General features: G+C 58.2%; 25 protein-coding genes. 6 read left to right on the top strand and 19 right to left on the bottom strand.

The window, feature by feature from the left end; all coding sequences use genetic code 11:
- Positions 1–26 precede the first annotated feature (26 nt).
- Complete coding sequence (locus AC4IC4_RS01520; RefSeq protein ID WP_024906729.1) at positions 27–914, bottom strand: LysR family transcriptional regulator; 888 nt, start codon at positions 912–914, stop codon at positions 27–29.
- Positions 915–1,016: 102 nt separating this feature from the next.
- Between AC4IC4_RS01520 and AC4IC4_RS01525 the strand changes: the two genes are divergently transcribed.
- Both AC4IC4_RS01525 and AC4IC4_RS01530 read left to right on the top strand, forming a co-directional pair.
- The gene (locus AC4IC4_RS01525; RefSeq protein WP_021242769.1) at positions 1,017–1,427 is read left to right on the top strand and encodes a CidA/LrgA family protein; all 411 of its coding nucleotides are present in this window, start codon (positions 1,017–1,019) and stop codon (positions 1,425–1,427) included.
- A complete protein-coding gene (locus tag AC4IC4_RS01530; protein WP_024906731.1) occupies positions 1,420–2,109 on the top strand; it encodes an LrgB family protein in 690 nt (229 codons plus the stop codon). The genes AC4IC4_RS01525 and AC4IC4_RS01530 overlap by 8 nt, the downstream gene beginning before the upstream one ends.
- Before the next feature lie 32 nt (positions 2,110–2,141).
- On the opposite strand, the gene actP is transcribed toward AC4IC4_RS01530, so the two are convergent.
- From actP to acs, 3 genes are all read right to left on the bottom strand, one after another.
- A complete protein-coding gene (actP, locus tag AC4IC4_RS01535; protein ID WP_024906732.1) occupies positions 2,142–3,791 on the bottom strand; it encodes a cation/acetate symporter ActP in 1,650 nt (549 codons plus the stop codon).
- Positions 3,788–4,102, bottom strand: a complete 315-nt coding sequence (locus AC4IC4_RS01540) for a DUF485 domain-containing protein (protein ID WP_024906733.1) — start codon at positions 4,100–4,102, stop codon at positions 3,788–3,790. The genes actP and AC4IC4_RS01540 overlap by 4 nt, the downstream gene beginning before the upstream one ends.
- A 135-nt stretch (positions 4,103–4,237) precedes the next feature.
- Entirely contained in the window at positions 4,238–6,196 is a 1,959-nt protein-coding gene (gene acs, locus AC4IC4_RS01545; protein ID WP_032650613.1) for an acetate--CoA ligase, read from the bottom strand.
- Positions 6,197–6,618: 422 nt separating this feature from the next.
- Between acs and gltP the strand changes: the two genes are divergently transcribed.
- A complete protein-coding gene (gene gltP, locus AC4IC4_RS01550; RefSeq protein WP_024906735.1) occupies positions 6,619–7,932 on the top strand; it encodes a glutamate/aspartate:proton symporter GltP in 1,314 nt (437 codons plus the stop codon).
- An 80-nt stretch (positions 7,933–8,012) separates the two neighbouring features.
- On the opposite strand, the gene AC4IC4_RS01555 is transcribed toward gltP, so the two are convergent.
- The 3 genes from AC4IC4_RS01555 to fdhF all read right to left on the bottom strand — a co-directional run bounded on the left by AC4IC4_RS01555 (position 8,013) and on the right by fdhF (position 11,430).
- Positions 8,013–8,687, bottom strand: coding sequence for a tetratricopeptide repeat protein (locus AC4IC4_RS01555; RefSeq protein ID WP_032650614.1), 675 nt, complete (start codon positions 8,685–8,687; stop codon positions 8,013–8,015).
- Positions 8,688–8,808: 121 nt separating this feature from the next.
- Complete coding sequence (locus tag AC4IC4_RS01560; protein ID WP_013095084.1) at positions 8,809–8,961, bottom strand: Hok/Gef family protein; 153 nt, start codon at positions 8,959–8,961, stop codon at positions 8,809–8,811.
- A 321-nt stretch (positions 8,962–9,282) separates the two neighbouring features.
- Positions 9,283–11,430 carry a formate dehydrogenase subunit alpha gene (gene fdhF, locus AC4IC4_RS01565; protein WP_081758227.1) on the bottom strand — a complete coding sequence of 716 codons (2,148 nt, stop codon included), beginning with the start codon at positions 11,428–11,430 and terminating at the stop codon, positions 9,283–9,285.
- A 256-nt stretch (positions 11,431–11,686) separates the two neighbouring features.
- Here fdhF and AC4IC4_RS01570 point away from each other — a divergent pair, with 256 nt between their 5' ends.
- Positions 11,687–12,418, top strand: coding sequence for a response regulator (locus AC4IC4_RS01570; RefSeq protein WP_024906738.1), 732 nt, complete (start codon positions 11,687–11,689; stop codon positions 12,416–12,418).
- A gap of 3 nt (positions 12,419–12,421) precedes the next feature.
- Here the strand turns inward: AC4IC4_RS01570 and lpxO are convergent, their stop codons facing one another.
- From lpxO to AC4IC4_RS01605, 7 genes are all read right to left on the bottom strand, one after another.
- Complete coding sequence (lpxO, locus tag AC4IC4_RS01575) at positions 12,422–13,330, bottom strand: lipid A hydroxylase LpxO (protein ID WP_491472030.1); 909 nt, start codon at positions 13,328–13,330, stop codon at positions 12,422–12,424.
- Between the two features lie 143 nt (positions 13,331–13,473).
- Entirely contained in the window at positions 13,474–14,478 is a 1,005-nt protein-coding gene (locus tag AC4IC4_RS01580) for a carbohydrate kinase family protein (protein ID WP_032650620.1), read from the bottom strand.
- A complete protein-coding gene (locus tag AC4IC4_RS01585) occupies positions 14,478–15,338 on the bottom strand; it encodes a ketose 1,6-bisphosphate aldolase (RefSeq protein WP_491472791.1) in 861 nt (286 codons plus the stop codon). Before AC4IC4_RS01585 ends, AC4IC4_RS01580 begins: the two co-directional genes overlap by 1 nt.
- Before the next feature lie 10 nt (positions 15,339–15,348).
- A complete protein-coding gene (locus AC4IC4_RS01590) occupies positions 15,349–16,035 on the bottom strand; it encodes a D-lyxose/D-mannose isomerase (protein WP_491472031.1) in 687 nt (228 codons plus the stop codon).
- Positions 16,036–16,084: 49 nt separating this feature from the next.
- Positions 16,085–17,026 (bottom strand): ABC transporter substrate-binding protein, encoded by a 942-nt coding sequence (locus AC4IC4_RS01595; RefSeq protein WP_021242935.1) that lies wholly within the window; start codon positions 17,024–17,026, stop codon positions 16,085–16,087.
- A 32-nt stretch (positions 17,027–17,058) separates the two neighbouring features.
- Entirely contained in the window at positions 17,059–18,054 is a 996-nt protein-coding gene (locus AC4IC4_RS01600) for an ABC transporter permease subunit (protein WP_048990313.1), read from the bottom strand.
- Positions 18,055–18,056: 2 nt separating this feature from the next.
- Positions 18,057–19,571, bottom strand: a complete 1,515-nt coding sequence (locus AC4IC4_RS01605; RefSeq protein WP_023334199.1) for a sugar ABC transporter ATP-binding protein — start codon at positions 19,569–19,571, stop codon at positions 18,057–18,059.
- Positions 19,572–19,696: 125 nt separating this feature from the next.
- Between AC4IC4_RS01605 and AC4IC4_RS01610 the strand changes: the two genes are divergently transcribed.
- Positions 19,697–21,976 carry an ATP-binding protein gene (locus AC4IC4_RS01610; protein ID WP_491472032.1) on the top strand — a complete coding sequence of 760 codons (2,280 nt, stop codon included), beginning with the start codon at positions 19,697–19,699 and terminating at the stop codon, positions 21,974–21,976.
- A gap of 69 nt (positions 21,977–22,045) precedes the next feature.
- Complete coding sequence (yjdP, locus tag AC4IC4_RS01615; RefSeq protein WP_032650638.1) at positions 22,046–22,369, top strand: DDRRRQL repeat protein YjdP; 324 nt, start codon at positions 22,046–22,048, stop codon at positions 22,367–22,369.
- A gap of 52 nt (positions 22,370–22,421) precedes the next feature.
- Here yjdP and phnP read toward each other — a convergent pair whose 3' ends face one another.
- The 5 genes from phnP to phnL are packed head-to-tail and all read right to left on the bottom strand — an operon-like array spanning position 22,422 to position 25,978.
- Positions 22,422–23,180, bottom strand: a complete 759-nt coding sequence (gene phnP, locus AC4IC4_RS01620) for a phosphonate metabolism protein PhnP (protein ID WP_491472033.1) — start codon at positions 23,178–23,180, stop codon at positions 22,422–22,424.
- Between the two features lie 9 nt (positions 23,181–23,189).
- Positions 23,190–23,624, bottom strand: a complete 435-nt coding sequence (gene phnO / locus AC4IC4_RS01625; protein WP_024906746.1) for an aminoalkylphosphonate N-acetyltransferase — start codon at positions 23,622–23,624, stop codon at positions 23,190–23,192.
- Positions 23,617–24,168 carry a ribose 1,5-bisphosphokinase gene (phnN, locus tag AC4IC4_RS01630; RefSeq protein ID WP_090420717.1) on the bottom strand — a complete coding sequence of 184 codons (552 nt, stop codon included), beginning with the start codon at positions 24,166–24,168 and terminating at the stop codon, positions 23,617–23,619. The genes phnO and phnN overlap by 8 nt, the downstream gene beginning before the upstream one ends.
- Positions 24,165–25,301, bottom strand: coding sequence for an alpha-D-ribose 1-methylphosphonate 5-triphosphate diphosphatase (gene phnM / locus AC4IC4_RS01635; protein ID WP_473712488.1), 1,137 nt, complete (start codon positions 25,299–25,301; stop codon positions 24,165–24,167). The genes phnN and phnM overlap by 4 nt, the downstream gene beginning before the upstream one ends.
- Complete coding sequence (gene phnL, locus AC4IC4_RS01640; RefSeq protein ID WP_032650642.1) at positions 25,298–25,978, bottom strand: phosphonate C-P lyase system protein PhnL; 681 nt, start codon at positions 25,976–25,978, stop codon at positions 25,298–25,300. Before phnL ends, phnM begins: the two co-directional genes overlap by 4 nt.
- Positions 25,979–26,055: the final 77 nt, after the last annotated feature.

Here is a 26,055-nt window from a genome sequence, read left to right on the forward strand (position 1 = left end):
CCCGGTAAGCGCAGCGCCACCGGGCACTATTCAGACCGCACCCAAAACCCCTCACAACACTGCAGCCACGCCTGCGCGCTCTGCGACAAATACACCCCTTCACGCCAGATCATCCCCAACTGCCAGTGTAGATCGCTCTCCAGCGGGATCCAGCGCAGCGTGTTTTTATCCAGACGCTCGCAAATCGGCTGCGGCAGAATGGCAATCCCCACGCCGGCCTGCACCATCGCCGCCAGGAAATCCCACTGCCCGCTGCGTACTGCAATGCGTGGCTTCACGTTATGCTGGTTAAACAGCGTCATCAGCTGGCGGCTGAGGGCGAAGTCTTCGTTGTAGATCAGCAGAGGGTGCTCGCCGAGCAGTTCAGGCTTCACCGACTCCCTCTTCAGCCAGTCGCCGGAGCGGGGCACCAGCACGCACAGCGGGTGGCTAAAGAGCGGAAGCGTCGCCAGGCCGCTCTCTTCCTCAACGGGGAGGGCGGTCATTGCTACGTCGAGCTCTCCGTTGGTGACGGCCTGCTGGACGGTTAACCCACCAAACTCCGAAATCTTCAGCTCTACGCCGGGATAACGCTGGCGAAACAGGCTAATCGGCCCGGCCATCATCATGCCGACCATCGGGGGAATGCCGAGGCGAAGCACCCCTTTCGTCAAATGGTTTATATCGTCCAGCTCCGCTTCCAACTGGCGGAACTCCGCCAGAATCGCCAGCCCGCGTTCGAACACCACGCGTCCGGTGTCGGTCAGCAGCAGCTTGCGCCCGTCGCGGATCAGCAGGGTACAGTTCAGTTCATCTTCGAGGTTTTTCAGCATCTTGCTGATAGTGGGTTGGGTGACAAACAACTTCTCCGCTGCGCGGGTAAAACTTTGCTGACGAACCACTTCGACAAAATAGCGCAGCGTTCTTATGTCCATGATTATTCCTCGAAACTATACCTTTGATGATTTTAATTCATTTCAGTCCACACCGTGCGCTCACTATACTGGCGCCTCGTCTCATTTTTGAGGAAAACCCCCATGGCCGTGGCGTTAAGCCGTGTTACGCCTGCCGTTGTTCAACGACTCCAGGTCCCGGTTCAGGTACTGCTCTACGCGGGACTGTTTGTTTTTGCCGAATATCTTGTCGGCTGGCTCCACCTGCCGCTGCCTGCCAACCTGGTGGGGATGCTGCTGATGCTTACGCTTATTCTGTGTCGCGTGATCCCCCTTAACTGGGTGCGCGCCGGGGCGCGCTGGCTGCTGGCGGAGATGCTGCTGTTCTTTGTCCCCGCCGTGGTGGCGGTGGTGAACTATGCGCAGCTGCTGATGGTGGACGGCTGGCGAATCTTTGCGGTGATCGCGCTGAGTACGTTGATGGTGCTGGGGGCGACCGCCTGGGTGGTGGATAAAGTCTACCGCTTTGAAATCAGCAGGCACAAACATGACTAACTTTCAGATAAGCGTCTTGTGCCTGATTGCGACGCTCGGGATCTATTTTGCCAACAAGCGGCTGTATCGTCGTTTCCATGCCCTGCCGCTGATGCCGCTGGTCTTCACGCCGATCCTGCTGGTGCTGATGCTGGTCTTTGGCCACATTTCCTGGCAGAACTACATTGGCGAATCCCACTGGCTGCTGTGGCTGCTCGGCCCGGCGACCATCGCCTTTGCCGTGCCCGTTTACGACAACCTGGCGATTATCAAACGCCACTGGATGTCGCTCAGCGCAGGGGTGATCACCGCCACGGTGGTCGCGGTCTGTAGCTCCGTCTGGCTGGCGAGACTGTTTACGCTGCCCGATGAAATTCAGCGCAGCCTGGCCGTGCGCTCGGTGACCACGCCGTTTGCGCTGGCGGCGGCTAAACCGCTCGGCGGGCAGCCGGACCTGGTGGCGCTGTTTGTGGTGGTGACGGGCGTCTTTGGGATGGCAGTGGGCGATATGCTGTTCCTGCGGCTTTCCATTCGCGAAGGCATGGCGAAAGGGGCAGGGTTCGGCGCGGCGTCGCACGGGGCGGGCACGGCACGTTCGTATGAGCTGGGCCAGCAGGAGGGGGTTGTCGCGAGCCTGGTGATGATGCTGTCGGGCGTGGTGATGGTGCTGGTTGCACCGCTGGTGGCGTGGGTGATGTTTTAAGCTCCCCGGCCAGAATGGCCGGGGAGAAAGGCTTAGTGCGCGCGGCCCTGCTCGACGCCGAGACCGGTTTGTGAACGAATAAACTGGGCGCGGAATTTTTCGCGCTCCAGATTACCCTCCGGCGAATTGTCGGTGGCCGAGAAGAACCAGATGCCGATAAACGCCACGGCAATGGAGAACAGTGCCGGGTATTCATACGGGAAGATGGCGCTTGCGTGACCGAGGATCTGCACCCAGATCGTCGGGCCCAGAATCATCAGGATCACCGCCGTCAGCAGCCCCAGCCAGCCGCCAATCATCGCGCCACGGGTGGTCAGTTTCGACCAGTACATGGAGAGCAGGATGATCGGGAAGTTACAGCTTGCCGCAATGGAGAAGGCCAGCCCCACCATAAAGGCGATGTTTTGCTTCTCGAACAGAATGCCTAACAGAATCGCCACCACGCCCAGCACCAGCACGGTGATTTTGGAGACCTTCAGCTCATCGCGCTCGCTCGCGCCTTTGCGGAAGACGTTGGCGTAGAGGTCATGCGAGACCGCCGACGCCCCGGCCAGCGTCAGACCCGCAACCACCGCAAGAATGGTGGCGAAAGCCACGGCAGAGATAAAGCCGAGGAACAGGTTACCGCCCACCGCGTCCGCCAGGTGCACCGCCGCCATGTTGTTACCGCCAATCAGCGCGCCTGCGGCATCTTTAAATGCCGGGTTCGCCCCCACCAGCATGATCGCGCCAAAGCCTATGATAAAGGTCAGAATGTAGAAGTAACCCATGAAACCGGTGGCGTAGAAGACGCTCTTGCGCGCTTCACGCGCGTCGCTCACGGTGAAGAAGCGCATCAGAATATGCGGCAGACCCGCGGTACCGAACATCAGTCCGAGACCCAGTGAAAGCGCCGATATCGGGTCTTTCACCAGCCCACCCGGGCTCATGATTGCTTCCCCTTTCGGGTGGACCGCCATGGCTTCGGTAAACAGGTTATTGAAGCTGAACCCGACGTGCTTCATCACCATAAAGGCCATAAAGCTGGCGCCGAACAGCAGCAGCACGGCTTTGATGATCTGCACCCAGGTCGTCGCCAGCATGCCGCCGAACAGCACGTACATCACCATCAGTACGCCCACCAGCACCACCGCGATGTGGTAGTTCAGGCCGAACAGCAGTTGGATCAATTTACCCGCGCCCACCATCTGCGCAATCAGATACAGCGCCACTACCACCAGCGAGCCGCAGGCGGAGAGGGTGCGAATCGGCCCCTGCTTCAGGCGATACGAGGCCACGTCAGCGAAGGTATAGCGGCCCAGGTTGCGCAGGCGCTCGGCAATCAGGAACAGAATGATCGGCCAGCCGACGAGGAAGCCGAGGGAGTAGATTAGACCGTCATAGCCGGAGGTGTAGACCAGCGCGGAGATGCCGAGGAACGAGGCGGCGGACATAAAGTCACCCGCAATCGCCAGCCCGTTCTGGAAGCCGGTAATGTTGCCGCCTGCGGTGTAGTAATCGTTACGGGAGCGCACGCGTTTCGACGCCCAGTAAGTGATATACAGCGTCAGCACCACGAAAATCAGGAACATCACAATCGCCTGCCAGTTGGTCGGCTGGCGCTGTACCTCGCCGGTAATGGCATCCGCCGCGTGGGCGGCAAAGGGAAGTGTGGCGGCGAGCGCCGTCAGAACTCGCTTCATGATGCTTTTACCTCTTGCAGTACCGCTTTATTAAGACGATCGAATTCACCGTTCGCGCGCCAGACGTAGACGCCGGTCAGCAAGAATGAAATCACAATCACGCCAATGCCAATCGGAATGCCGCGCGTCACGCTGGTCCCCTCGTGCAACGGGGTGCCCAGCCAGTGTGGGGCAAAGGCGATCAGCAAAATAAAGCCGACATAGATAATCAGCATGATGATGGAAAGGATGAAGGCAAACCGTTGCCGCTTATCGACGAGCTCCCTGTAGTGCGCACTATTCTCTATCTGCTGACAAATATCGTTATTCATCACAGAGTTCTCCAGAGGTAAGGTTGGTTTGTTTTATCCCCTCTCCCCTTTGGGGAGAGGGTTAGGGTGAGGGGAGGAAGGTGCGGACTGATGCCCTCACCCCGGCCCTCTCCCACGGGGAGAGGGAGAAAACAGTTATGATGGCATTGCGATGGCCTGCTTCTCTTCGAGCAGTTTTTCCACCACGCCAGGATCCGCGAGCGTTGAGGTATCACCGAGGTTGCTGGTGTCCCCTGCCGCGATTTTGCGCAAGATACGACGCATAATTTTGCCGGAGCGGGTTTTCGGCAGCGAGTCGGTCCAGTGCAGCACGTCCGGCGTCGCCAGCGGGCCAATCTCTTTACGCACCCAGTTGCGCACCTCAGCGTAGAGCTCTGGCGACGGCTCTTCCCCGTGGTTCAGGGTGACATAGGCGTAAATCGCCTGGCCTTTGATGTTGTGCGGAATACCGACAACGGCGGCTTCGGCAATCTTCGGATGCGACACCAGCGCTGATTCAATCTCCGCGGTGCCCAGACGGTGGCCGGAGACGTTCAGCACGTCGTCCACGCGCCCGGTTATCCAGTAATAGCCATCTTCGTCACGACGCGCGCCGTCGCCGCTGAAGTACATGTTTTTAAAGGTCGAGAAGTAAGTCTGCTCGAAGCGATCGTGATCGCCGAACAGGGTACGCGCCTGACCCGGCCAGGAGTCTGTGATCACCAGGTTGCCTTCGGTGGCGCCTTCCAGCGGGTTGCCTTCATTATCCACCAGCGCAGGCTGCACACCGAAGAACGGACGGGTCGCGGAACCGGCCTTCAGCTGCGTGGCGCCCGGCATCGGGGTGATCATAAAACCGCCGGTTTCGGTCTGCCACCAGGTGTCCATCACCGGGCATTTCTCGTTGCCGATTTTCTTCCAGTACCACTCCCAGGCTTCCGGGTTAATGGGCTCGCCCACGGAACCGAGGATGCGCAATGAAGAGCGGTCGGTGCCTTCGATGGCTTTGTCGCCTTCCGCCATTAATGCGCGGATCGCCGTTGGCGCGGTGTAGAGAATATTGACCTGGTGCTTATCGACCACCTGGCACATACGCGCCGGGGTCGGCCAGTTGGGTACGCCCTCAAACATCAGCGTTGTTGCGCCACAGGCCAGCGGGCCGTACAGCAGGTAGCTGTGTCCGGTGACCCAGCCCACGTCGGCGGTACACCAGTAGATGTCGCCCGGATGGTAGTCGAAGACGTATTTGAAGGTGGTGGCCGCATAGACCAGATAGCCGCCGGTGGTGTGCAGTACGCCTTTTGGCTTACCGGTGGAGCCGGAGGTATAAAGAATGAACAGCGGATCTTCTGCGTTCATCTCTTCCGGCTGATGCTGGTCGCTCGCTTTTTCAATCAGGTCGCTCCACCACAGGTCGCGACCTTCGTTCCAGTCGATCTTGCCGCCGGTACGCTTAAGGACGATGACGTTGCTGACCGTTTTGACGTTCGGGTTTTTCAACGCTTCGTCGACGTTTTTCTTCAGAGGGATACCGCGTCCGGCGCGCACGCCTTCATCGGCGGTGATCACCAGTTTTGAACTTGAATCGACAATACGACCCGCAACCGCCTCTGGTGAGAACCCGCCAAAAATCACTGAGTGAATCGCACCGATGCGCGCGCAGGCCAGCATGGCCACCGCCGCTTCCGGCACCATCGGCATATAGATAGCGACCACGTCGCCTTTTTGAATGCCTTTTTCCAGCAGAACGTTGGCGAAGCGGCATACGTCACGGTGCAGTTCTTTATAGGTAATATGTTTGCTCTGCGAGGCATCATCGCCTTCCCAGATAATCGCCGTCTCATTCCCGCGCTCGGCAAGGTGACGATCAAGGCAGTTCGCCGCCAGGTTCAGGGTGCCATCTTCATACCATTTAATGGAGACATTGCCGGGCGCAAAGGAGGTGTTCTTCACCTTCTGATAAGGTTTGATCCAGTCAAGGATATGGCCCTGCTCACCCCAGAAGGTGTCCGGGGCGGTGATAGATTGCTGATATTTCTCGTGGTACTGCTCCGGGGTGATCAGGCAACGGTCCGCAATATTTGCGGGAATGTCATGTTTGTGGATTTGGCTCATGGCTTTTTTTCTCCTTGTAAGATGTTAATAATATGTCGCAAAAACGTTAATTGTAGGGGCTTTACAAGCTTTGTTTAGTATTTGGGCTACAGATCACGCATTGTTTGAAGAGTATGAAAAATGAGCGAATGAAACTTTGAAGGAAAATAATTTATGCTGACGATTATTCACATTTATGTTTAAAAAAGCGTTTTTATAACAAAAGGTTATTTATAAGAAGTAGAACAAACTCCCGTCATCGTCGCTTTTGTGAGTGAAACGCGTCGTTCTTTAAGGCTTGCGCAACAGGTCGCGCAAATGATACTCATACGCCGCGTTAAAAAATCCCATAAACCAACGCAACACAATTCATACCCTTTCAGTATGTCTCCATATTCATGCAGTTTGCGTGAATAAGGCGCTCATTGAGGAAGTCAGTTTCTATGAAAAACGTTAAAGTCAGCCTTGCCTGGCAGATCTTAATCGCCCTTGTGCTGGGCATCTTGCTGGGCAGTTACCTTCACTATCACAGCGACAGCCGCGAATGGCTGATTGCGAACCTGCTTTCACCGGCAGGGGATATCTTTATTCATCTGATCAAGATGATTGTAGTACCGATTGTGATCTCGACGCTGGTGGTCGGTATTGCGGGCGTCGGCGATGCGAAGCAGTTAGGTCGTATTGGTGCGAAAACCATTATCTATTTCGAAGTGATCACTACGGTGGCGATCATTCTCGGTATCACCCTGGCGAACGTGTTCCAGCCGGGTTCCGGGATTGATATGTCGCAGCTGGCTACGGTGGATATTTCGAAATACCAAAGTACGACCGCTGACGTGCAGAGCCACGCGCACGGCCTGATGGGCACTATCCTGTCGCTGGTGCCGACCAACATCGTGGCGTCGATGGCGAAGGGCGAGATGCTGCCGATTATCTTCTTCTCGGTGCTGTTTGGTCTGGGGCTCTCTTCTCTGCCGGCGACGCACCGTGAGCCGCTGGTCACCGTGTTCCGCTCTATCTCCGAAACCATGTTTAAAGTGACCCACATGGTGATGCGCTACGCGCCGGTAGGGGTGTTTGCGCTTATCGCCGTCACCGTGGCGAACTTCGGTTTTGCCTCCCTGTGGCCGCTGGCGAAGCTGGTGATCCTGGTGCACTTCGCCATCCTGTTCTTCGCGCTGGTGGTGCTGGGGATCGTGGCACGTCTGTGCGGGCTGAGCATCTGGATCCTGATTCGTATCCTGAAAGATGAGCTGATTCTGGCCTACTCCACGGCAAGCTCTGAGAGCGTGCTGCCGCGTATTATTGAGAAGATGGAAGCCTACGGCGCGCCAGCGTCGATCACCAGCTTCGTGGTGCCGACCGGTTACTCCTTTAACCTGGACGGATCAACGCTGTACCAGAGTATCGCCGCTATCTTTATTGCGCAGCTGTATGGCATTGACCTGTCGCTCTGGCAGGAGATCGTACTGGTACTGACGCTGATGGTGACGTCCAAAGGTATTGCAGGCGTTCCGGGCGTTTCGTTCGTGGTGCTGCTGGCAACGCTTGGCAGCGTCGGTATTCCGCTGGAAGGTCTGGCATTTATCGCCGGTGTGGACCGTATCCTCGACATGGCGCGTACGGCGCTGAACGTGGTGGGTAATGCCCTGGCGGTGCTGGTTATCGCCAAGTGGGAGCACAAATTCGACCGCAAAAAAGCGCTGGCGTATGAACGCGAGGTGCTGGGTCGTTTTGATAAGACGGCTGACCAGTAACATCCTAAGCCCGGTGGCGCTGCGCTTACCGGGCCTACGGGTTTTGTAGGCCGGGTAAGGCGAAGCCGCCACCCGGCACTTTACTCCCCGCTTAACGCATCAAACTCTTCGCATCCCGTATCAAACCCTTCCGTGCAGCTCAGGTTCAACCAGTACAGTGCTTTCTGCTTATTTGGCGTGATAAAGCCTTTCTCGCCCTGCCTGAACAACATCCCCGCCCAGTACTCGGCGTAGCCCGTACGCGAAAGGGCTGAACTCCGCTTGAACCACGAGGCGGCCTGCACGTCATCCTGGGCCACCTCTACGCCGTTGGCATAAATCAGCCCCAGCAGCAGTTGCGCATCGACCGCAGAGTCGCTGTCGATATCTTCGGTTGCCGTTTGCAGCAGTCTGATGGCCTGGGGGTAGTCAGTTTTCCCCGCCTGAGTATTCACCAGAATGCGCGCCAGCATGATCGCGCCGCGTTTGCTGCCAGCAATGTTTGCCTGTTGGGCCAGGGCTTTGGCCTGTGCGTAATCGCCCTGCGTAAAAAGGATTTGCGACAACAGAGCCATGGCGTCGACATCGCCGCCTTTTGCGGCTTTCTCTGCCCACAGCGCGGCCTGCTTGCTGTCACCGGAGCTGAAGTACGTATCAGCAAGATAATACTGGGCACGCGCATCGCCGGCTTCCGCCTGCTTCTGATACTGGCTGCCTATCTCATCCGCGCGGGCGAAGGACGTTAAAAACACTAACAACAGAAAAATGGCTTTCATGGATTCTTATCATCTGGGTACACGCCGCGCAGTATAATCGCGGGCGCAAAAGAAAAAAATGGGTGCATTAAGACCTCAGCATCCTACAAGCCGGGCGGAACCGTTGTTCCGCCCGCAGAGGTTAGCCTGCGACGCAGGCTAATTTCGCCGCCACCTCCTGATGCTCACTCTTTATTGTGAGCTCGCAGAGCTTCCCGCGAGTAATAAAGGTAAATATCACTATCGTCAGGCAGATAATAAAGACGATGCCTAACGCAGTTTTTAATGGCGTCATGCCTTTTACTCCTTGTCAAAAAAAGAATAAGAGGCTACTCTCAACTTGTCGGAGTTGAGGGAGTAGCCTCGGGTAAATGAAAATTTCCCGGGGCTTCCTGCTTTCTGTCCCTCAACAATGCTCAAGACAGAAAGTCTTAAGCACCCGCCGCACATCTTATCTCTCTGAATTAAAATGCAAAGATGTAATTTCTTTTCGCGAAAATTACATTATTTCTGCGAGCCGCTTTCCAGAATAATAATTGATATTTTTAATGGATTAAGCGGAAATAAAAAGGGAGTGAATATTTCACTCCCTTTATTCATCGTTTAATTAACGGCATCAACCCATTGCGCTTTCGCGCAGTCGGGCTTTCAGCTTGTTATATTCGTCGATCACGTACTGTTCCGCCGCGTGCTGATCCGCAATCGGCTCAACGTTGACGGCGCAGTATTTATACTCCGGCGTTTTGGTTATCGGGCTTAAGTTCTCCGTTACCAGCTCGTTACAGGCACCAATCCACCACTGATAGGTCATATAGACCGCCCCTTTGTTTGGACGGTCGCTGACCTGCGCTCGGGTGATGATCCGCCCTTTGCGCGAGTTCACCCACACCAGCGCGTCGTCCTCAATACCAAGGCGCTGCGCGTCGGCGGTATTGATTTGCGCATAGCCCGGTTCGTCCGCCAGCGCCGCCAGCGCGGCGCAGTTACCGGTCATCGAACGACAGGAGTAGTGCCCCACCTCACGTACGGTGGAGAGCACCATCGGATACTCGTCAGTGAGTTTATCGATCGGCGCGACCCAGTCGCAGGTGAAGAACTGCGCCAGCCCATTCGGGGTGTCGAACTTCTCTTTAAAGAGGTACGACGTCCCCTGGTCGGTCTCTGACTCATCGCGGCACGGCCACTGGATATACCCCAGCTCACCCATTTTTTCATAGGTTGCCCCGTAGAAGTCCGGACACAGACTGCGCAACTCGTCCCAGATCTCCTGAGTGTTGTTGTAGTGCATCGGGTAGCCCATGCGGGTGGCGATTTCGCTGATGATCTGCCAGTCCGTTTTCAGGTCCCACTTCGGCTCGACCGCCTTAAAGAAGCGCTGGAAGCCGCGGTCTGCCGCCGTGTAGACGCCTTCATGTTCGCCCCAGGAGGTCGACGGTAAAATCACATCCGCCGCCGCCGCGGTTTTGGTCATGAAGATATCCTGGACAATCACCAGCTCCAGATCCTCAAACCCTTTGCGCACCGCCGAGAGCTCGGCGTCGGTCTGGAGAGGGTCTTCACCCATGATGTAGGCCGCACGCACTTCGCCATGCGCCGCGCGGTGCGGCAGCTCGCTGATGCGGTACCCGGTGTGTTCCGGCAGGCTTTCCACGCCCCAGGCTTTCGCGAACTTGGCGCGGTTCTCCGGGAACTTCACGTATTGATAGCCAGGATAAGTATCCGGCAGCGCGCCCATATCGCAGGCGCCCTGCACGTTATTCTGACCGCGCACCGGGTTCACGCCGACGTGCGCCTTGCCAAGGTTTCCGGTCAGCATCGCGAGGCTGGTCAGAGAGCGGACGGTTTCCACGCCCTGGTAGAACTGGGTCACGCCCATACCCCAGAGGATGGCGGCGGTTTTTGCCCCGGCATACATTCGTGCCGCCTGGCGGATCGCCTGCGCGCTGACGCCGGTGATCGCTTCAACCGACTCCGGCGTATAGCCTTCGACTATTTTCTTATACTCTTCAAAGCCTTCCGTACGGGTCGCGACAAATGCCTGGTCGTACAGGTTCTCCTCAATGATGACGTGCCCCATTGCGTTCAACAGCGCGATGTTCGAGCCGTTTTTCAACGCGATGTGCATATCCGCAATGCGCGCGGTTTCAATTTTGCGCGGATCGCAGACGATGATTTTCGCCCCATTCTGCTTAGCGCGAATAACGTGGTTCGCGACGATAGGGTGAGAATCCGCCGGGTTATAACCAAAGATGAAGACGAGATCGGTATTATCTATCTCGTTGATGGCATTACTCATTGCGCCGTTACCGACCGACTGGTGCAGACCTGCAACCGATGGGCCGTGTCAGACGCGAGCGCAGCAGTCGACGTTATTGGTACCAATAACGGCGCGCGCGAATTTTTGCATTACATAGTTGGTTTCATTTCCCGTCCCGCGGGAAGAGCCGGTGGTCTGAATTGCATCCGGGCCATACTTGGCCTTGATGGCGCTCAGGCGCGTGGCGACGTAATCCAGCGCCTCGTTCCAGGAGACGGCTTCCAGCTTGCCGCCGCGCTCGCGGCGGATCATAGGGGTTTTCAGGCGCGGGGTGAGGATTTGGGTATCGTTAATAAAATCCCAGCCGTAGTAACCTTTCAGGCACAGCGTGCCCTGGTTGGTTTTCCCCTGTGCGGCCTCTGCCCGGACGATTTTGCCGTTATCGACCACCAGGTGGATCTTGCAACCTGAGGCACAATAAGGGCAAACCGTGACGACTTTTTTCATCAGTCTGCTCCAGTTAATCGAATCATTCGCACCCACTATGCAGCTTCTATGCCATGTTTTTCGTATGGGTATACCCTGACTTTACGGCCCCTTCGCGGTGAAAACCCTGACAAAAAACAGCCAATCGTCAAAATTGACGTGTCGACAAGGCAGTGGATGTGACATGGGTTGAATTTCCGTCACTGAAAAAACCATTTGACTGGAGCCGACGGCAGAATGGTTCAGACTTAACATAATCCCCTGACGGAAGCATACGATGAAACCGGCGATTCTGGTGGTTGATGACGATACGGCAGTCTGCGAACTGCTTCAGGACGTGCTGAGCGAGCACGTCTTTAGCGTGCTTGTCTGCCATAACGGCCAGGATGCACTGCGGCAGGTGCAGCAGGAGCCGAATATCGCGCTTGTGCTGCTGGACATGATGCTGCCGGATATCAACGGCCTGCAGGTTCTGCTGCAGCTGCAAAAGCAGCGACCGGCGCTACCGGTTGTGATGTTAACCGGGCTGGGCAGTGAGTCAGACGTGGTGGTGGGGCTGGAGATGGGGGCCGACGATTATATTGGCAAACCATTCAACCCGCGCGTGGTGGTCGCCCGCGTGAAAGCGGTATTGCGCCGTACCGGCGTGCTTGCTGCGGAATCCCCTGCAGCGCCCGTCGCGGGCATTGCGTTTAACGGATGGACGCTTGATACCACCCGCTGTGAGCTGAGCGATCCGCAGCGTAATCCCGTCCCGTTAACCCAGGGCGAGTACGGCCTGCTGCTGGCGCTCACGCAAAATGCCCGTCGGGTGCTGAGCCGTGACCGGCTGCTTGAGCTGACCCACAGCGAAAGCGCCGACGTGTTCGATCGCACGATTGACGTGCTGATCATGCGCCTGCGCCGGAAAATAGAGGCTAACCCGCATCAGCCTGCGCTCATCAAAACGATACGCGGGCTGGGTTACGTGTTTGCCACCGATGTGAGCCGGCCCGAACAGGCGGCATAAGGCTTACGTTATCGCCGGAACAATGATGGCGGCAAAAATCGTGATGATGCACAGATACTTGAGGGCGTAATAGGCCTTACGGTTTCTTTTTTTCAGACGCTGCCCCCGCTCGCGACCCGCATGAACGTATTTAAAGATGCGGTTAATGCCGCCAGTGCTGTCATTCTCGTCATTCGGTGAGCTGGCTGCAGACATTAGCGTGGTCCCCACCCAATGGTTAACCGCCTGCGCCCAGCGCCATTTCATCGGACGCTCAATATCGCAGAAGAGAATAATGCGCGTTTGATCCGTTTTATTCTCTGCCCAGTGGACGTAGGTCTCATCAAAAATAACGGCTTCACCGTCCCGCCAGCTGTGGCGCTGCCTGTCGATTTCAATAAAGCAGCGATCGTCATTCGGTGTGAATAAGCCCAGATGGTAACGAACCGAGCCCGCGTAAGGGTCCCGGTGCTTGCCAAGCTTCGCCCCCGCCGGCAGCTCGGCAAACATGGCCGCCTTCACCGAAGGGATTTCACTTACCAGCCGGGTCGTCACCGGGCATAAAGACTGTGCGGAGGGATGGGCATCGGCATACCACTTCAGATAAAAACGTTTCCAGCCGCGTTTAAAAAAGGTGTTAAAGCCAGCGTCGTTATTATTTTCCGCCGCCTTAATATGATGCTGCAAACGCAGCGCCTCTTCGCGAATAATCAGCCAGTTTTCCGTCAGCTTATTTAATTCCGGGAAGCGTTCAGTTTCAAAGAAAGGCTGCCTGGCGGGCAGGGAAGAAAACGTCGTCATAAACATATTGATGGGCGCCATGAACGTCGAATGGTCGAAGAGCTGACGAGAAAGCGTCTGTTTTTCTTTGCCGCGTGAATGCGCATAAATAACGCTGATAATGAAAATACCGATGATGATGACTGCGAACATTTTTCCCTTGTCCTCTTTCTATCTCATTTCGGAAAAGCGTGCGGACAGTGTACTACCCACGCCGAATATGCCAGATGGAGAGAGTGTAGTTCGGGGATGTAAAATTCATAGAACTGTAATGAAATATCGCAATTATTGTTAAATTAAACGCTCTCGCGAATAAACGCCTGCAGCTCGGCCAGCGTTTTTGCACCGTCAATCGCATTGGCTGCCAGCAGGCTTGCCCGCGCGCAGGCGTGCGCCAGATAAATACTCTCTGTCAGCGGCAGCGATTCATGGCAACCGTATAAAAACCCCGCGCAAAACGCATCGCCCGCGCCGACGCTGCCGATAATCTCTTTCTGCTCCAGTAACCATGACGGGATCCAGCGACCTTGCTCACCCGGCGCTTCCCCCCATGCCCCTTCCGGACAGTGGATCACAACCCGCTGACGAACGCCTGCTGCCAGCAGCTGTGCGGCGGCTTCAGCAATATGGGCTGTGTTCAGCGCATCGCTGCCGTCGCGCATCTCCAGCCCGCTAAACTCCCCGGCTTCCAGCTCGTTAATGACCAGATAATCAAGATGGCGCAGGGCAGGGAGCACCAGCGGCTGGTAGCGCGGGTCGCCCTTGCGGGACACCAGATCGAGCGACGTTTCATACCCCTGGTCGCGCATTTGCGCCAGCAGCCGCGCGCTGCGGGTGCCAAATTCGTCATCGGGCATATCCAGGCTGTCGAGCAGCAGCAGGTAGCCGAGATGGAAGATCTTCATCGATCCGTCTAAGCGATCGAAGGCGGGAAGATCCAGCAGGCGGTTGGCGCCCGGCGAGTGGAAAAAGGTGCGCTGTCCGCTGGGATCGGTCATCACCTGCGACATGGAGGTTGGCGCAAAGGTGGTGCGCTGTACGCGCTGGCGGTTGACGTGGTACTGGTCGAGCATCGCCAGAATGTAGTCCCCGTCGCCGTCTTCGCCAATCAATCCCACCGCCTGCAGCGGCAGGCCTGCGTGCATTTTCGCCAGCGTCAGCAGGACGTTGAGCGGCGCGCCGCCGGTTGAGCGTTCGCTGTGGGTGATTTCCGCCAGCCAGCCGCGCTCCGGCCACTGCACGATCTGGTGGACGTGGTCCACCAGCATATTGCCTGCGGCGATGATGCCTTTGCGTTCCATTATGCCTGCCCCGCGCTGCCGAAGATGCGCATCTGTTCGGCGACCGTATCGGTTATCGCCTCTTCTATCCCCAGCAGCAGCTCGGCAAATTCATCATACAGCGGCTGGCGCTTTGCCATACGCTGCTCAACGGCGGCGAGCGCGGCCTGCGACATGCCGGTATAGAAATTGATTTTATGAATGCCCAGCTCAATCGCGCGACGGAAGTCGGCATCGCTAATCCCGGAGCCGCCGTGTAAAACCAGCGGCAGCCCCGTCTGCTGACGGATGGCGTCCAGGCGGGGGAAATCGAGTTTCGGCTCGCCCTTGTATTTGCCGTGCGCGTTGCCGATAGCAACCGCCAGCGCGTCAATGCCGGTTGAATCGACAAATTCGCGCGCCAGCTGCGGGTCGGTAAAGCACGCTTCATCCGCATGCCCGTACAGCGCGCCGCCTTCATCGCCCCCGACCGCGCCCAGCTCCGCCTCCACCGAGACGCCCACCGCATGGCACATCTTCACCACTTCCCGCGTCTGGCGGATGTTTTCCTCATAGCTCAGCGTAGAGCCGTCGAACATCACCGAGCTGAACCCTAAGCGCAGGGCGCGCACTACGGCGTCAAAATGCAGGCCGTGATCGAGGTTGAGCACCACGGGAATAGCGTGACGGGCGGCTTCGAACTTCACCGCTTCGACAAGGGAATCCAGCGACACGTACTTAAAGTGCACTTCGGCGATATTGATGATAAACGGCGAGCGCTCCTGCTTTGCGGCGGCGAACAGCGCGCGCAGGAAGTGGGAGTCGAGCACGTTAAACGCGCCCAGCGCATAGCGGTGTTGTCTGGCGTGCGCAAGACCGTCGGCAAGAGAAATCAATGGCATCATTCACCCCTTATATCCGAAACAGGTTGTACTCGTTGCACAGCACCAGCAGCGCCGGTTCGTCTTCTTCGATGTTGTTATAGCGGGCAACGGGCTGCAAAAAGTGGTTGTCGTGCTCGTCGTCGTTTACTGAGGACACTTCACCGACCAGCACGTCGCCGAAGCCGCGTTCGCCCCAGAAGCTGTGGTAAAGACCGGGCGTCAGGCAGATGCTTTCCCCTGGCGTGAGGCGCAGCTGGCTGCCGGGGGCGTGGGTCTGACGGTAGCCGTCGACGGTGACCGTCACGTCGGTGTTTTCCGTCTCTTCATGCGCCCCGGCATTCCACAATTCTACAATCAGGTTCCCGCCGCCCCGGTTGATAATGTCTTCTCGCTTACGCCAGTGAAAATGCATCGGCGTCACCTGGCCGTCGCGCACGTGCATGATTTTTTCGGCATAGCCTTTTTCATACGGCACGCCGTTGGGCGAGCCGTTGCGCAGGGTAAACAGCGTCAGGCCCTCAGCGGCAAAGTTATTGCCGCCAAACGCCGTCACGTCCCAGCCGAGCTTGAGGTCGAACACTTCCTGCCACGCGGCCTGGTCAAGCTGCTGCCATTTTGTTGGCGGAAAGCTGGCAAAAGGCGGGAGATGAACGTCGTGCATGGAAAAGAACTGCCGCGTGTGGCCGAGAATTTCATTGATGTCGGAGCGTTTCATGGGGACTCCTTGAAAACAGTTCCCTCTCCCTGCGGGAGAGGGAAAAGGATCATTTAACCGTCCACCCCTTATACGTGCCGACGTTCTTTTTATCGATCATCGTCACCGGGATCAGCACGGGCGCTTTCGGCGCAGGTTTGCCCTGGAGAATGTCATAGCCGATCTCCACCGCTTTTGCCGCCATCACCTGCGGATCCTGCGCTGGGGTCGCCACAAACAGCGAATTTTCGCGCTTCAGCGCTTCCTCACCGTCCGGGGAACCATCCACGCCGACGATAAAGAACTCATTGCGCTGCGCCTGCTTCGCGGCCAGATCGGCGCCGATCGCCGTCGGATCGTTAATCGCAAACACGCCGTCGATCTTCGGATTGGCCGCCAGCAGGGAGGTCATGACTTCCAGACCGCCTTCACGACTGCCTTTGGCGTTCTGGTTATCCGAGAGCACTTTGATATCCGGGTGTTTTTTGAACTCCGTCTGGCAACCTTCCACGCGGTTTTGCACCGCTGAGACCGGCGGCCCGTTGATGATCACCACGTTGCCTTTGCCTTTCAGGCGGTCGGTAATGTACTTACAGGCCATTTCGCCCGCCTGGGTGTTATCGGAGGTGATGGTGGCATCAGCCCCTTCCGCCGCCACGTCAACTGCCACGACCACGATCCCGGCGTCCTTCGCGCGCTTCACTGCCGGGCCGATCCCTTTGGAATCCGCGGCGTTGAGGATGATCATGTCTACCTTCGCGGCAATAAAGTTGTCGATCTGAGCCACCTGCTGGCCCAGATCGTACCCGCTGGAAACCAGCGTCACCTTGACGTTATCCCCAGCCAGCTTGCGCGCTTCCAGCTCGGCACCTTTGGTGATCTGCACGAAGAACGGGTTGGCCAGATCGCCCACCGTCACGCCGATGGACTTCAGATCTTTTGCCTGCGCAAACGGCGTTGCGGCAAGCAGCGCGCCAGCACAGAGCGCGGTCACTAACGGTTTCAAACGCATATGGTTTTCCTCGAAGCTGTAGGGTGTTGTTGTTATGCACTTTGATGGTGTCGGGTACGGTATTTGTCGATCAGCACCGCTATGATGATCACCGCCCCTTTGATCACCAGCTGCCAGAAGTAGGAGACGCCCATCAGCGTCATGCCGTTGTTGAGAGTGGCGATGATCAGGGCGCCGACCAGCGTGCCGGTGATCGTGCCGATCCCGCCGACGAAGCTGGTGCCGCCAAGGATCACCGCCGCAATCGCATCCAGCTCGTAACCCGTGCCGAGGTTGCCGTTAGCGCTGTACAGGCGTGAGGCGCTCATGACGCCGCCGAGGCCGGAGAGCAGACCGCTCATGCCGTAGACAAACAGCAGCACCAGCCAGACCTTAATGCCCGTTAAGCGCGCCGCCTGCATGTTGCCGCCCACGGCGTAGATATGAACGCCGAGAGTGGTGCGGCGCAGGATGAACCAGCAGATAGCGATGACCGCGAGGGCGATCACCACCAGCCACGGAATCGGGCCGAGATAGTTATTGCCGATCCACTCAAAGTTGATGTTGGAGTTAATGACCGTCGTGCCGTCGGCCAGCAGATACGCCGCACCGCGCAGCGCCGTATAGGTGCCGAGCGTCACGATGAAGGGCGGCAGTCCGGCGAAGGCCACCAGCGCGCCGTTGAACAGGCCCAGCACCATGCCGAGCATCAGCGCGGCCGGAATGGAGAGCATGGCGAATTCGGGAATGAGAGATACCACCATCGCGGCCACTGCCGTGGTGCCCAGAATCGAGCCCACGGAGAGGTCAATCCCGCCGGTTAAAATGATGAAGGTCATTCCCGCCGCCAGCACGATGTTGATCGACGCCTGACGGGTAATGTTGAGCAGGTTGCTCTCGGTAAAGAAGTTCGGGGCAATAAAGCCAAATACCGCCACAATCAGGATCAGAATCGGCAAAATGCCGACCGTTTGCATCAGATCGCTCATCAGCATTTTTTTTGCGGAGGCGGATTTCGCCACCTGCTGCGGACTGGTTGAATGTGTCATGGTTACACCGCCTGATGATGAGTGTCGTTCACGCCGGTTGCCAGCGTCATGATGTTTTCCTGAGAGATGTCGCGCCCGTGGAGCTCGCCCGCAATGCTTCCTTCACGCATCACGTACACCCTGTCGCTCATCCCCACCACTTCCGGCAGCTCGCTGGAGATCATCAAAATCGCCACCCCTTTGCGCGCCATCTGGTTCATGATGCGGTAGATCTCGCTTTTCGCGCCGACGTCCACGCCGCGCGTGGGTTCGTCCAGAATCAGAATGCGTGGGCCAATCGCCACCCAGCGGGAGATCAGCAGCTTTTGCTGGTTGCCGCCCGAGAGGCCGCCTGCGCGCACCTGAGAATGCGGTACGCGGATGTTAAGCAGGGCAATGGCGTCATCGGAAATCGACTGGGCTTTTTTACGGTTTAGCATGCCGAAGGTGGCATCGCGTTCCAGCGTCGCCATGGTGATGTTCTCCTGCGCCGCCAGCTCCAGAAACAGCCCCTGCTCCTTGCGGTTCTCGGTGAGAAAACCGATGCCGTTTTCGATGGCCGCACGCGGGGAGTGGATCACCACCGGCTCGCCGTCGACCTCAATCATGCCGCCCGTGGCTTTGCGCACGCCGAAGATAAGCTGCGCCAGCTCGGAGCGTCCGGCCCCGACCAACCCCGCCAGCCCGACGATTTCGCCGGAACGTACCTGTAAACTGCACGGCTGTACTTTTTTACCGTCGGTGAGGTGGTGGACGTTGAGGCGCGGGCTGCCGAGGGGGATATCACGCTCTTTGTTGAACAGGTCGCTTAACGGGCGGCCCACCATCATGCGCACCAGCTCAGAGGCATTCAGCTTGTCGCGCGTCAGGCTGCCGACGTACTGCCCGTCACGCAGAACGCTGACGCGGTCAGAGAGTTCATACACTTCCGCCATGCGGTGGCTGATATAGATGATTGCCATTCCTTCATCGCGCAGGCGCAAAATCAGTTCAAACAGGCGATGCGTTTCCCGCGAGGAGAGGGCGGCGGTGGGTTCATCCATCACCAGAATGCGGCTATTGCGGTGCAGCGCGCGGGCGATCTCCACCTGCTGCTGCTCGGCGATGGTCAGCTTCATCACCAGGTCGGTGGCGCTGAACTGCGCGCCGAGACGGTCAATCACCGCCTGCGCCTGGGCGGCCATCTCTTTGCGCTGCACCATCCCGCCGCGCGACAGCTCGCTGCCGAGGAAGATATTTTCGGCAACGGTCAGATTGGGCGCGAGCTGCATCTCCTGATAAATCAGGGTGATGCCCGCGGCCAGTGCATCTTTCGGCCCTTTAATATGAAACGGCTGGCCGTCGATCAGGATCTCGCCGCTGGTGGCGGTATAGGCTCCGGCGAGGATTTTCATCAGCGTACTTTTTCCCGCGCCGTTTTCCCCCATCAGCGCGTGGATCTCACCGGGGAAAACCGTCAAATCCACACCCTTGAGCGCGTGGAAACTGCCAAACGTTTTGGCAATGCTGCGCATCTCTAATACCGGGGTTCTGCTCATGGCGGATCTCCTGTGAATGCCGATTTCTGCACTTCATCACAGGTGCGTAAATGCAAAATGTCAGAAGCTGTTCATATTTGTCATAGTTATGAATAGCTAATGTGGATCACAGTTACGGAGTCAACATGTCTTCACGCCCCCCGTTTTTCGCCAGCGCCCGCGGACGCCTGCTGATATTTAATCTGCTGGTGGTCGCCGTGACGCTGATGGTGAGCGGCGTGGCGGTGCTTGGCTTTCGTCACGCCAGTCAAATCCAGGAGCAGGTTCAGCAGCAAACGCTGGATGACATGACCGGCAGCATGAACCTGGCCCGCGATACCGCCAACGTGGCGACGGCGGCGGTGCGGCTCTCGCAGGTTGTGGGGGCGCTAGAGTACAAAGGGGAAGCCGAGCGCCTGAAGCAGACGCAAATGGCGCTGCGCCGCTCCCTGGAACAGCTTGCCGATGCGCCGCTGGCGCAGCAGGAGCCGGCGCTGGTGGCGCGCATTATTCAGCGAAGCAATGAGTTACAGCAGAGCGTAACGGAGATGCTTGAGCGCGGTCAGCGACGCCATCTGGAACGTAACGCGCTGCTCAGCTCGCTATATCAAAGCCAGAGCTACCTGCGTCATCTGCAGAACATCAACCGCCGCTATGGCAGCAATGTTCCGGATGCGCAGCAGCTGATGGAGATGGATCGGCTGATCGCTGCTGCCATCGACACCCCTTCGCCGCGCGCGACCGTTCATCAACTGGACGCAGTGGCCGCAACGCTGCCCCGAAATGCCGTACAGCCGGTCGTGAAGGAGGTTCTGCCTGATTTTAATGCCGAGCTAGGCAAACTCGCCCCGCTATCGAAGCAGCTGGAAGAGAGCGATCTGGCGATAAGCTGGTATATGTTCCACATCAAGGCGCTGGTGGCGATCCTCAACAGCGACATCAATCAGTACGTCGGGCAGGTGGCGCAGGCCTCCCGGCTTCGTACTGACCAGAGTCATCACGAGCTGCAATCCATCAGCGTGTTTATCAGCATCTTCGCCGTCCTGGCGCTGATCATCACCGGGTGCGCCTGCTGGTATATCTACCGCAATCTGGCCTCTAACCTGACGGCCATTTCCCGGGCGATGTCGCGCCTTGCTCACGGCGAACAGGATGTTTCCGTTCCTGCCCTCCAGCGGCGCGATGAATTGGGTGAACTGGCGCGCGCGTTTAACGTTTTTGCCCGTAATACCGCCTCGCTTGAGCACACCACGCGCCTGCTGAAAGAAAAAACCACGCAGATGGAGATCGACCGCGTCGAGCGTCAGGGGCTGGAAGAGGCGCTGCTGCACAGCCAGAAAATGAAGGCGGTCGGACAGCTGACCGGCGGGCTGGCGCATGATTTTAACAACCTGCTGGCGGTGATCATCGGCAGCCTTGAGCTCACCGACCCCGAATCAAAAGATGCGCCGCGCATTACCCGGGCGCTGAAGGCGGCCGAGCGTGGCGCCTTACTGACCCAGCGCCTGCTGGCGTTTTCCCGCAAGCAATCCCTGACGCCACATGCGGTAGAGATGCTGCCGCTGCTGGAGAATCTTCGGGAACTGATGCGCCACTCCTTGCCCGCCACCCTGACCCTGGAGATTGAAGCGCAATCACCGGCCTGGCCCGCGTGGATAGACGTCAGCCAGCTGGAAAACGCCATCATCAATCTGGTGATGAACGCGCGTGATGCGATGGAAGGGCAAAGCGGGGTGATTAAAATTCGCACCTGGAATCAGCGTGTCACCCGCAGCGACGGTCGCAGGCAGGATATGGTGGCGCTGGAGGTCATTGACCGCGGCAGCGGCATGTCGCAGGAGGTGAAATCCCGGGTCTTTGAACCGTTCTTCACCACCAAGCAGACCGGAAGCGGGAGCGGGTTAGGCCTGTCGATGGTCTATGGCTTTGTGCGCCAGTCCGGTGGGCGCGTGGAGATTGAAAGCGCGCCGGGACAGGGGACGACCGTGCGGCTTCACCTCCCGCGCTCGACGCAGCCCGCCGCTGCAGATGATGAAGCGCTGTCAGCCACCGCCTCCGTCGAGAGCGAGCGCCTGGTTCTGGTGCTGGAGGATGAGGCGGATGTCCGTCAGACCCTGTGCGAGCAGCTGCATCAGCTCGGCTATCTGACGCTGGAAGCGGACAACGGCGAGCAGGCGCTGAGCATGCTGGCGGCGTCACCGGATATTGGCATGTTTATCAGCGACCTGATGTTGCCCGGCAGCCTCAGCGGAGCCGAGGTGATAAACCATGTGCGTAATCATTATCCGCAGCTTCCGGTGCTGCTGATCAGCGGCCAGGATTTACGACCCACGCATAATCCTCAGCTGCCGGACGTTCCGTTACTGCGTAAGCCGTTTACGCGGGTGCAGCTGGCGCAGGCGCTGCGGAAAGTGATGGTAATTTGAGATTCCTCCGCTACCCCCGTTCCCTACCGTTCATTATCGTAAGGTCAGTTCACCTGCGAGTCTGGCCTTATGAAACGTTACTCAACCGCTCTGTTATTCGGTCTGCTGTCACTCACCAGCCAACTGGCTCATGCCGATATTGTTGATGATGCTATTGGCAACATTCAGCAGGCGATCAACGATGCCTATAATCCCAGCAGCAGTCGCAGCAGCAGCGATGACGATCGTTATGACCGCAGCCGTCAAATCGACAGCCGACAGTACGACGATCGTCGTAGACAGCTTGAGGACAGACGACGCCGTTTAGACGAGCGCCAGCGACAGCTGGATGACGACAGGCGTCGGTTAGAAGAGGATGAGCGCAGGTTAGAGGACGATTACGATCGAGGCTAAGTGCGGCCTGTTGCCCTCACCCCAACCCTCTCCCACGGGAGAGGGAGAAAACCTAATCCAGCACCAGCACCATCCCGTCATACCCCGCTTCAATGCCGTCGGGCAGCGGATTATCCATCATCCACACGTCAAACTGATGGCTGATGTGGGTCAGGATCACCTGCGGGCAGCCAATCGCCTCGTTTAGCGCAATCACGGTATTTAAGTCGCAATGGTTTCGCGGCGTATCGTCGCGCGGTGCATGGCTGCAGTCGATAATCATCGCCTGCGGCTGATTGTTGAGCAGGAACTTTACTGTTTTTTCCGGCAGCCCGGCGGTGTCGGAAAGCCAGGCCACGCGGCTGTGGGCCGACTCCAGCAAATACCCGAAGGTCAGTTTTGAATGGTTGAGCGGCAGCGGCGTGACCCGCATTCCCTGAAGCTCAAACATCACAAACGGTTCGACCGTGTGGCTGAAATCCAGAATCCCCGGATGTTTAAACAGGTCGTCGCATCCTGCTTCGTCCGGCGGACCGTAAACCGGAATCGTCGCGCCAACGCCCCAGCGCAGGGGAAAGAGACCCTGAACGTGATCCATATGGTAGTGCGTGAGCAAAAACTGCTGGAAGCTGCCTGCGGGCCAGTCGTCCATCAGGTGCGGAATGCCCGCGTCCAGCAGCGTCACCGCATCGTTGAATTTGACCACCGCGCTACAGGGGCGACGGCGATAGGTCTCCTGCAGGCGCGCCCGGCGACACGCCGCGCAGTCGCAGCCAAAGACCGGCACCAGCTGGGCGCCGCCCGTTCCCGTCAACGTGATTGTCAGACTCATAACGCACCTCTACAGCGGTTTGGTGAATCGGAAATGGCTCTGCGTGTATCCTTCACGAACGTAAAAACGGTGCGCGTCTGTGCGCTTCACGCTGGTGGAAAGTTCGGTCAGCTCCGCGCCGGCCTGCCGTGCCACCTCTTCCGCCCAGGCCAGCAACTGGCTGCCCACCTTTAACCCACGCGCCTGCGGCATCACCACCAGCTCCTGGATTTCGCCGATCCAGCGCGCGTGATGGAGGTGAAACTGCATGTGCAGGCCGATCATGCCGACAACATGTCCGCCCAGCTCGGCAAGCTGGTAGCGCATATTGTGATCCTGGAGGTTGGCAAGAAATCCGGCGTGGAACGCCTGATGGTCGAACTCTGCCTGTTTCAGTTCGCAGATCAGGGCATAGACAATCTGCGCATCGTCGGCAGTAGCGGGGCGAAGCTGGCAGTCAGGCATGCTGTTTCTCCTTCTGACGGATAAGCGATAAAAAGGTATCGACTGACTGTAGCAAACTTCCGTCGTTATTGAGGATGTGGCAGTCGGACGGGGCATAGCGGGCCGCACGCTCTAGCCGCTGATCGATCTCACGGGCTGATTCACGCCCCCGGCTCTGCAGCCGGCTGCGCAGAACGTCCGGCGAAACCTGCAGACAGACCGGTAGTAGGGCTGCTCCATAGCGGGCGCGCGCTTGCGGTAGATGCGCGCGGGAGCCGTTAACCAGCACATCGAACCCCGCATGCAGCCACAGATCGGTCTCAATGCCGATCCCGTAGTAATAGCCGTTGGCGTGCCAGCTCAGCGCCAGCAGGTTTTGCCCGGCACGAATGAAAAACTCCTGCTCGCTCAGGGCGATATGGTTTTCACTCCCTGCATTGGCCGCGCGGGTAATATAGCGGTGCGCCACCAGCAGCTGCGGATGTTCCCGCTGCCGTAAGGCGGACAGCAGGCTGTCCTTACCGGAACCTGAAGGCCCCATTAGCCAGATTAATCTCCCCATCAGAACACCCTTTTTCCCTGACGCCAGACGTGGTCGATATGAACGTGCTCGCCCTTACGGTGGGCGAGTACCAGGTCCGCACGTTTCCCTTCGGCAATTTCTCCGCGATCGTGAAGGTTAAGCGCCGAGGCTGGGTTTTTCGTCACCAGGCGAATCGCCTGCGGCAGTGTAAAGCGGTTGCCCTCGTCGTCGGCCACTCGGAACGCCGCATCCAGCAGGCTGGCGGGGTAGTAGTCGGACGAGAGGATATCCAGCAGGCCGAGGGAAGCGAGCTTGCTTGCCGCAACGTTGCCGGAGTGCGAGCCGCCGCGCACGATATTTGGCGCGCCCATCAGCACGTTCATGCCGTGCTTGCGGGAGGCTTCAGCCGCTTCAAACGTGGTGGGAAATTCGGCGATCACGCTGCCAAGCTGGTGGGATTCAAGCACGTGATCGTGCGTGGCGTCGTCATGGCTGGCCAGCGCGATATTGCGGTCCCGGCACATCGCCGCAATCCTGAGACGGTTAGGCTGTGACCATTGTGCCGCAAGCGCCAGCTGCTCTTCTTCGTAACGGGCCATCTCCGCATCGCTGAGAGAATATTTCCCCTGATAGTATTCGCGATATTTCTCAATATTGGCGAACTGACGCTGTCCCGGCGAGTGGTCCATCAGAGAGACCAGAGAGACCGGCTCGCGCCCGACCAGTTTTTCAAATAGCGGCAGGGTGGTGTGGTGCGGCAGCTCGCAGCGCAGGTGCAGACGGTGCTCGGCGCGGTTGAGGCCGCGTTTTTGCGTCTCCTCCACGGCGTTGATCATCTTCTCCAGGTTCTCCAGGCGATCGCCGCCGTCGCGCACGTCGCCAATGGCCACCGCGTCCAGTACGGTAGTGATGCCGCTGGCGACCATCAGCGCGTCGTGGCTGCTCATGGCTGAATGGGCGGGCCAGTCCACCTTCGGACGCGGGGTGAAGAATTTGTCCAGATTGTCGGTATGCAGTTCAATCAGCCCCGGCAGCAGCCAGCCGCCGTCACCGTCCATCGCTTCAGGGGTACGGCTTTGGGTTTCGGCAAAGGCGCGAATAACGCCTTCATGGACTTCAACCGAGCCATCAACGACTTCATTTTCCAGTACCAGCTTGACGTTATTGATAATCATGCGGGAGTCCCCATTGGGTGCAGTCTGTCTGCGACGCGGGTGCGAACGGTCTCGTCGTGGAAGATCCCGACGATCGCCGCCCCGCGCGCTTTGGCCTGTTCGATCAGCGCCACTACGGCCGCGCTGTTTTTATCGTCGAGCGAGGCGGTGGGCTCATCAAGCAGCAGAATCGGGTAGTCGACAATAAAGCCGCGGGCGATATTGACGCGCTGCTGCTCGCCACCGGAAAAGGTCGACGGGGCAAGGTGCCACAGGCGCTCGGGCACGTTGAGGCGCGTCAGCAGGCTGGCGGCTTTGGCGGCGCAGGTTTCGCGCGGCACGCCGAGATCCAGCAGGGGCTGCATCACCACGTCGAGGGCGGAGATCCGTGGGATCACCCGCAGAAACTGGCTCACCCAGCCGATCGTCGAGCGCCGCACTTCCAGCACTTTACGCGCGGGGGCTTGTACCAGATCCACCCACTCATCATTGTGGCGAATGTGAATATGGCCTTCGTCGGGCAGATAGTTGGCATACAGGGAGCGCAGCAGGGTCGATTTTCCGCTGCCGGAGTGGCCGTGCAGCACCACGCATTCGCCGCGATTAACCTCCAGAGAGGCATTTTGCAGCACCGGCAGACGCACGCCGTTTTGCTGGTGGAGCACAAAGGTCTTACTTACGTTTTGTACTTGGATCATGTTGGCCTCGCGATTCGTTTTGCCGGGTGGCGGCTTCGCTTTACCCGGCCTACAGGTGCTGTGTTCGTAGGCCGGGT

It is taken from the genome of Enterobacter sp. Taxon_2 (assembly GCF_058355295.1).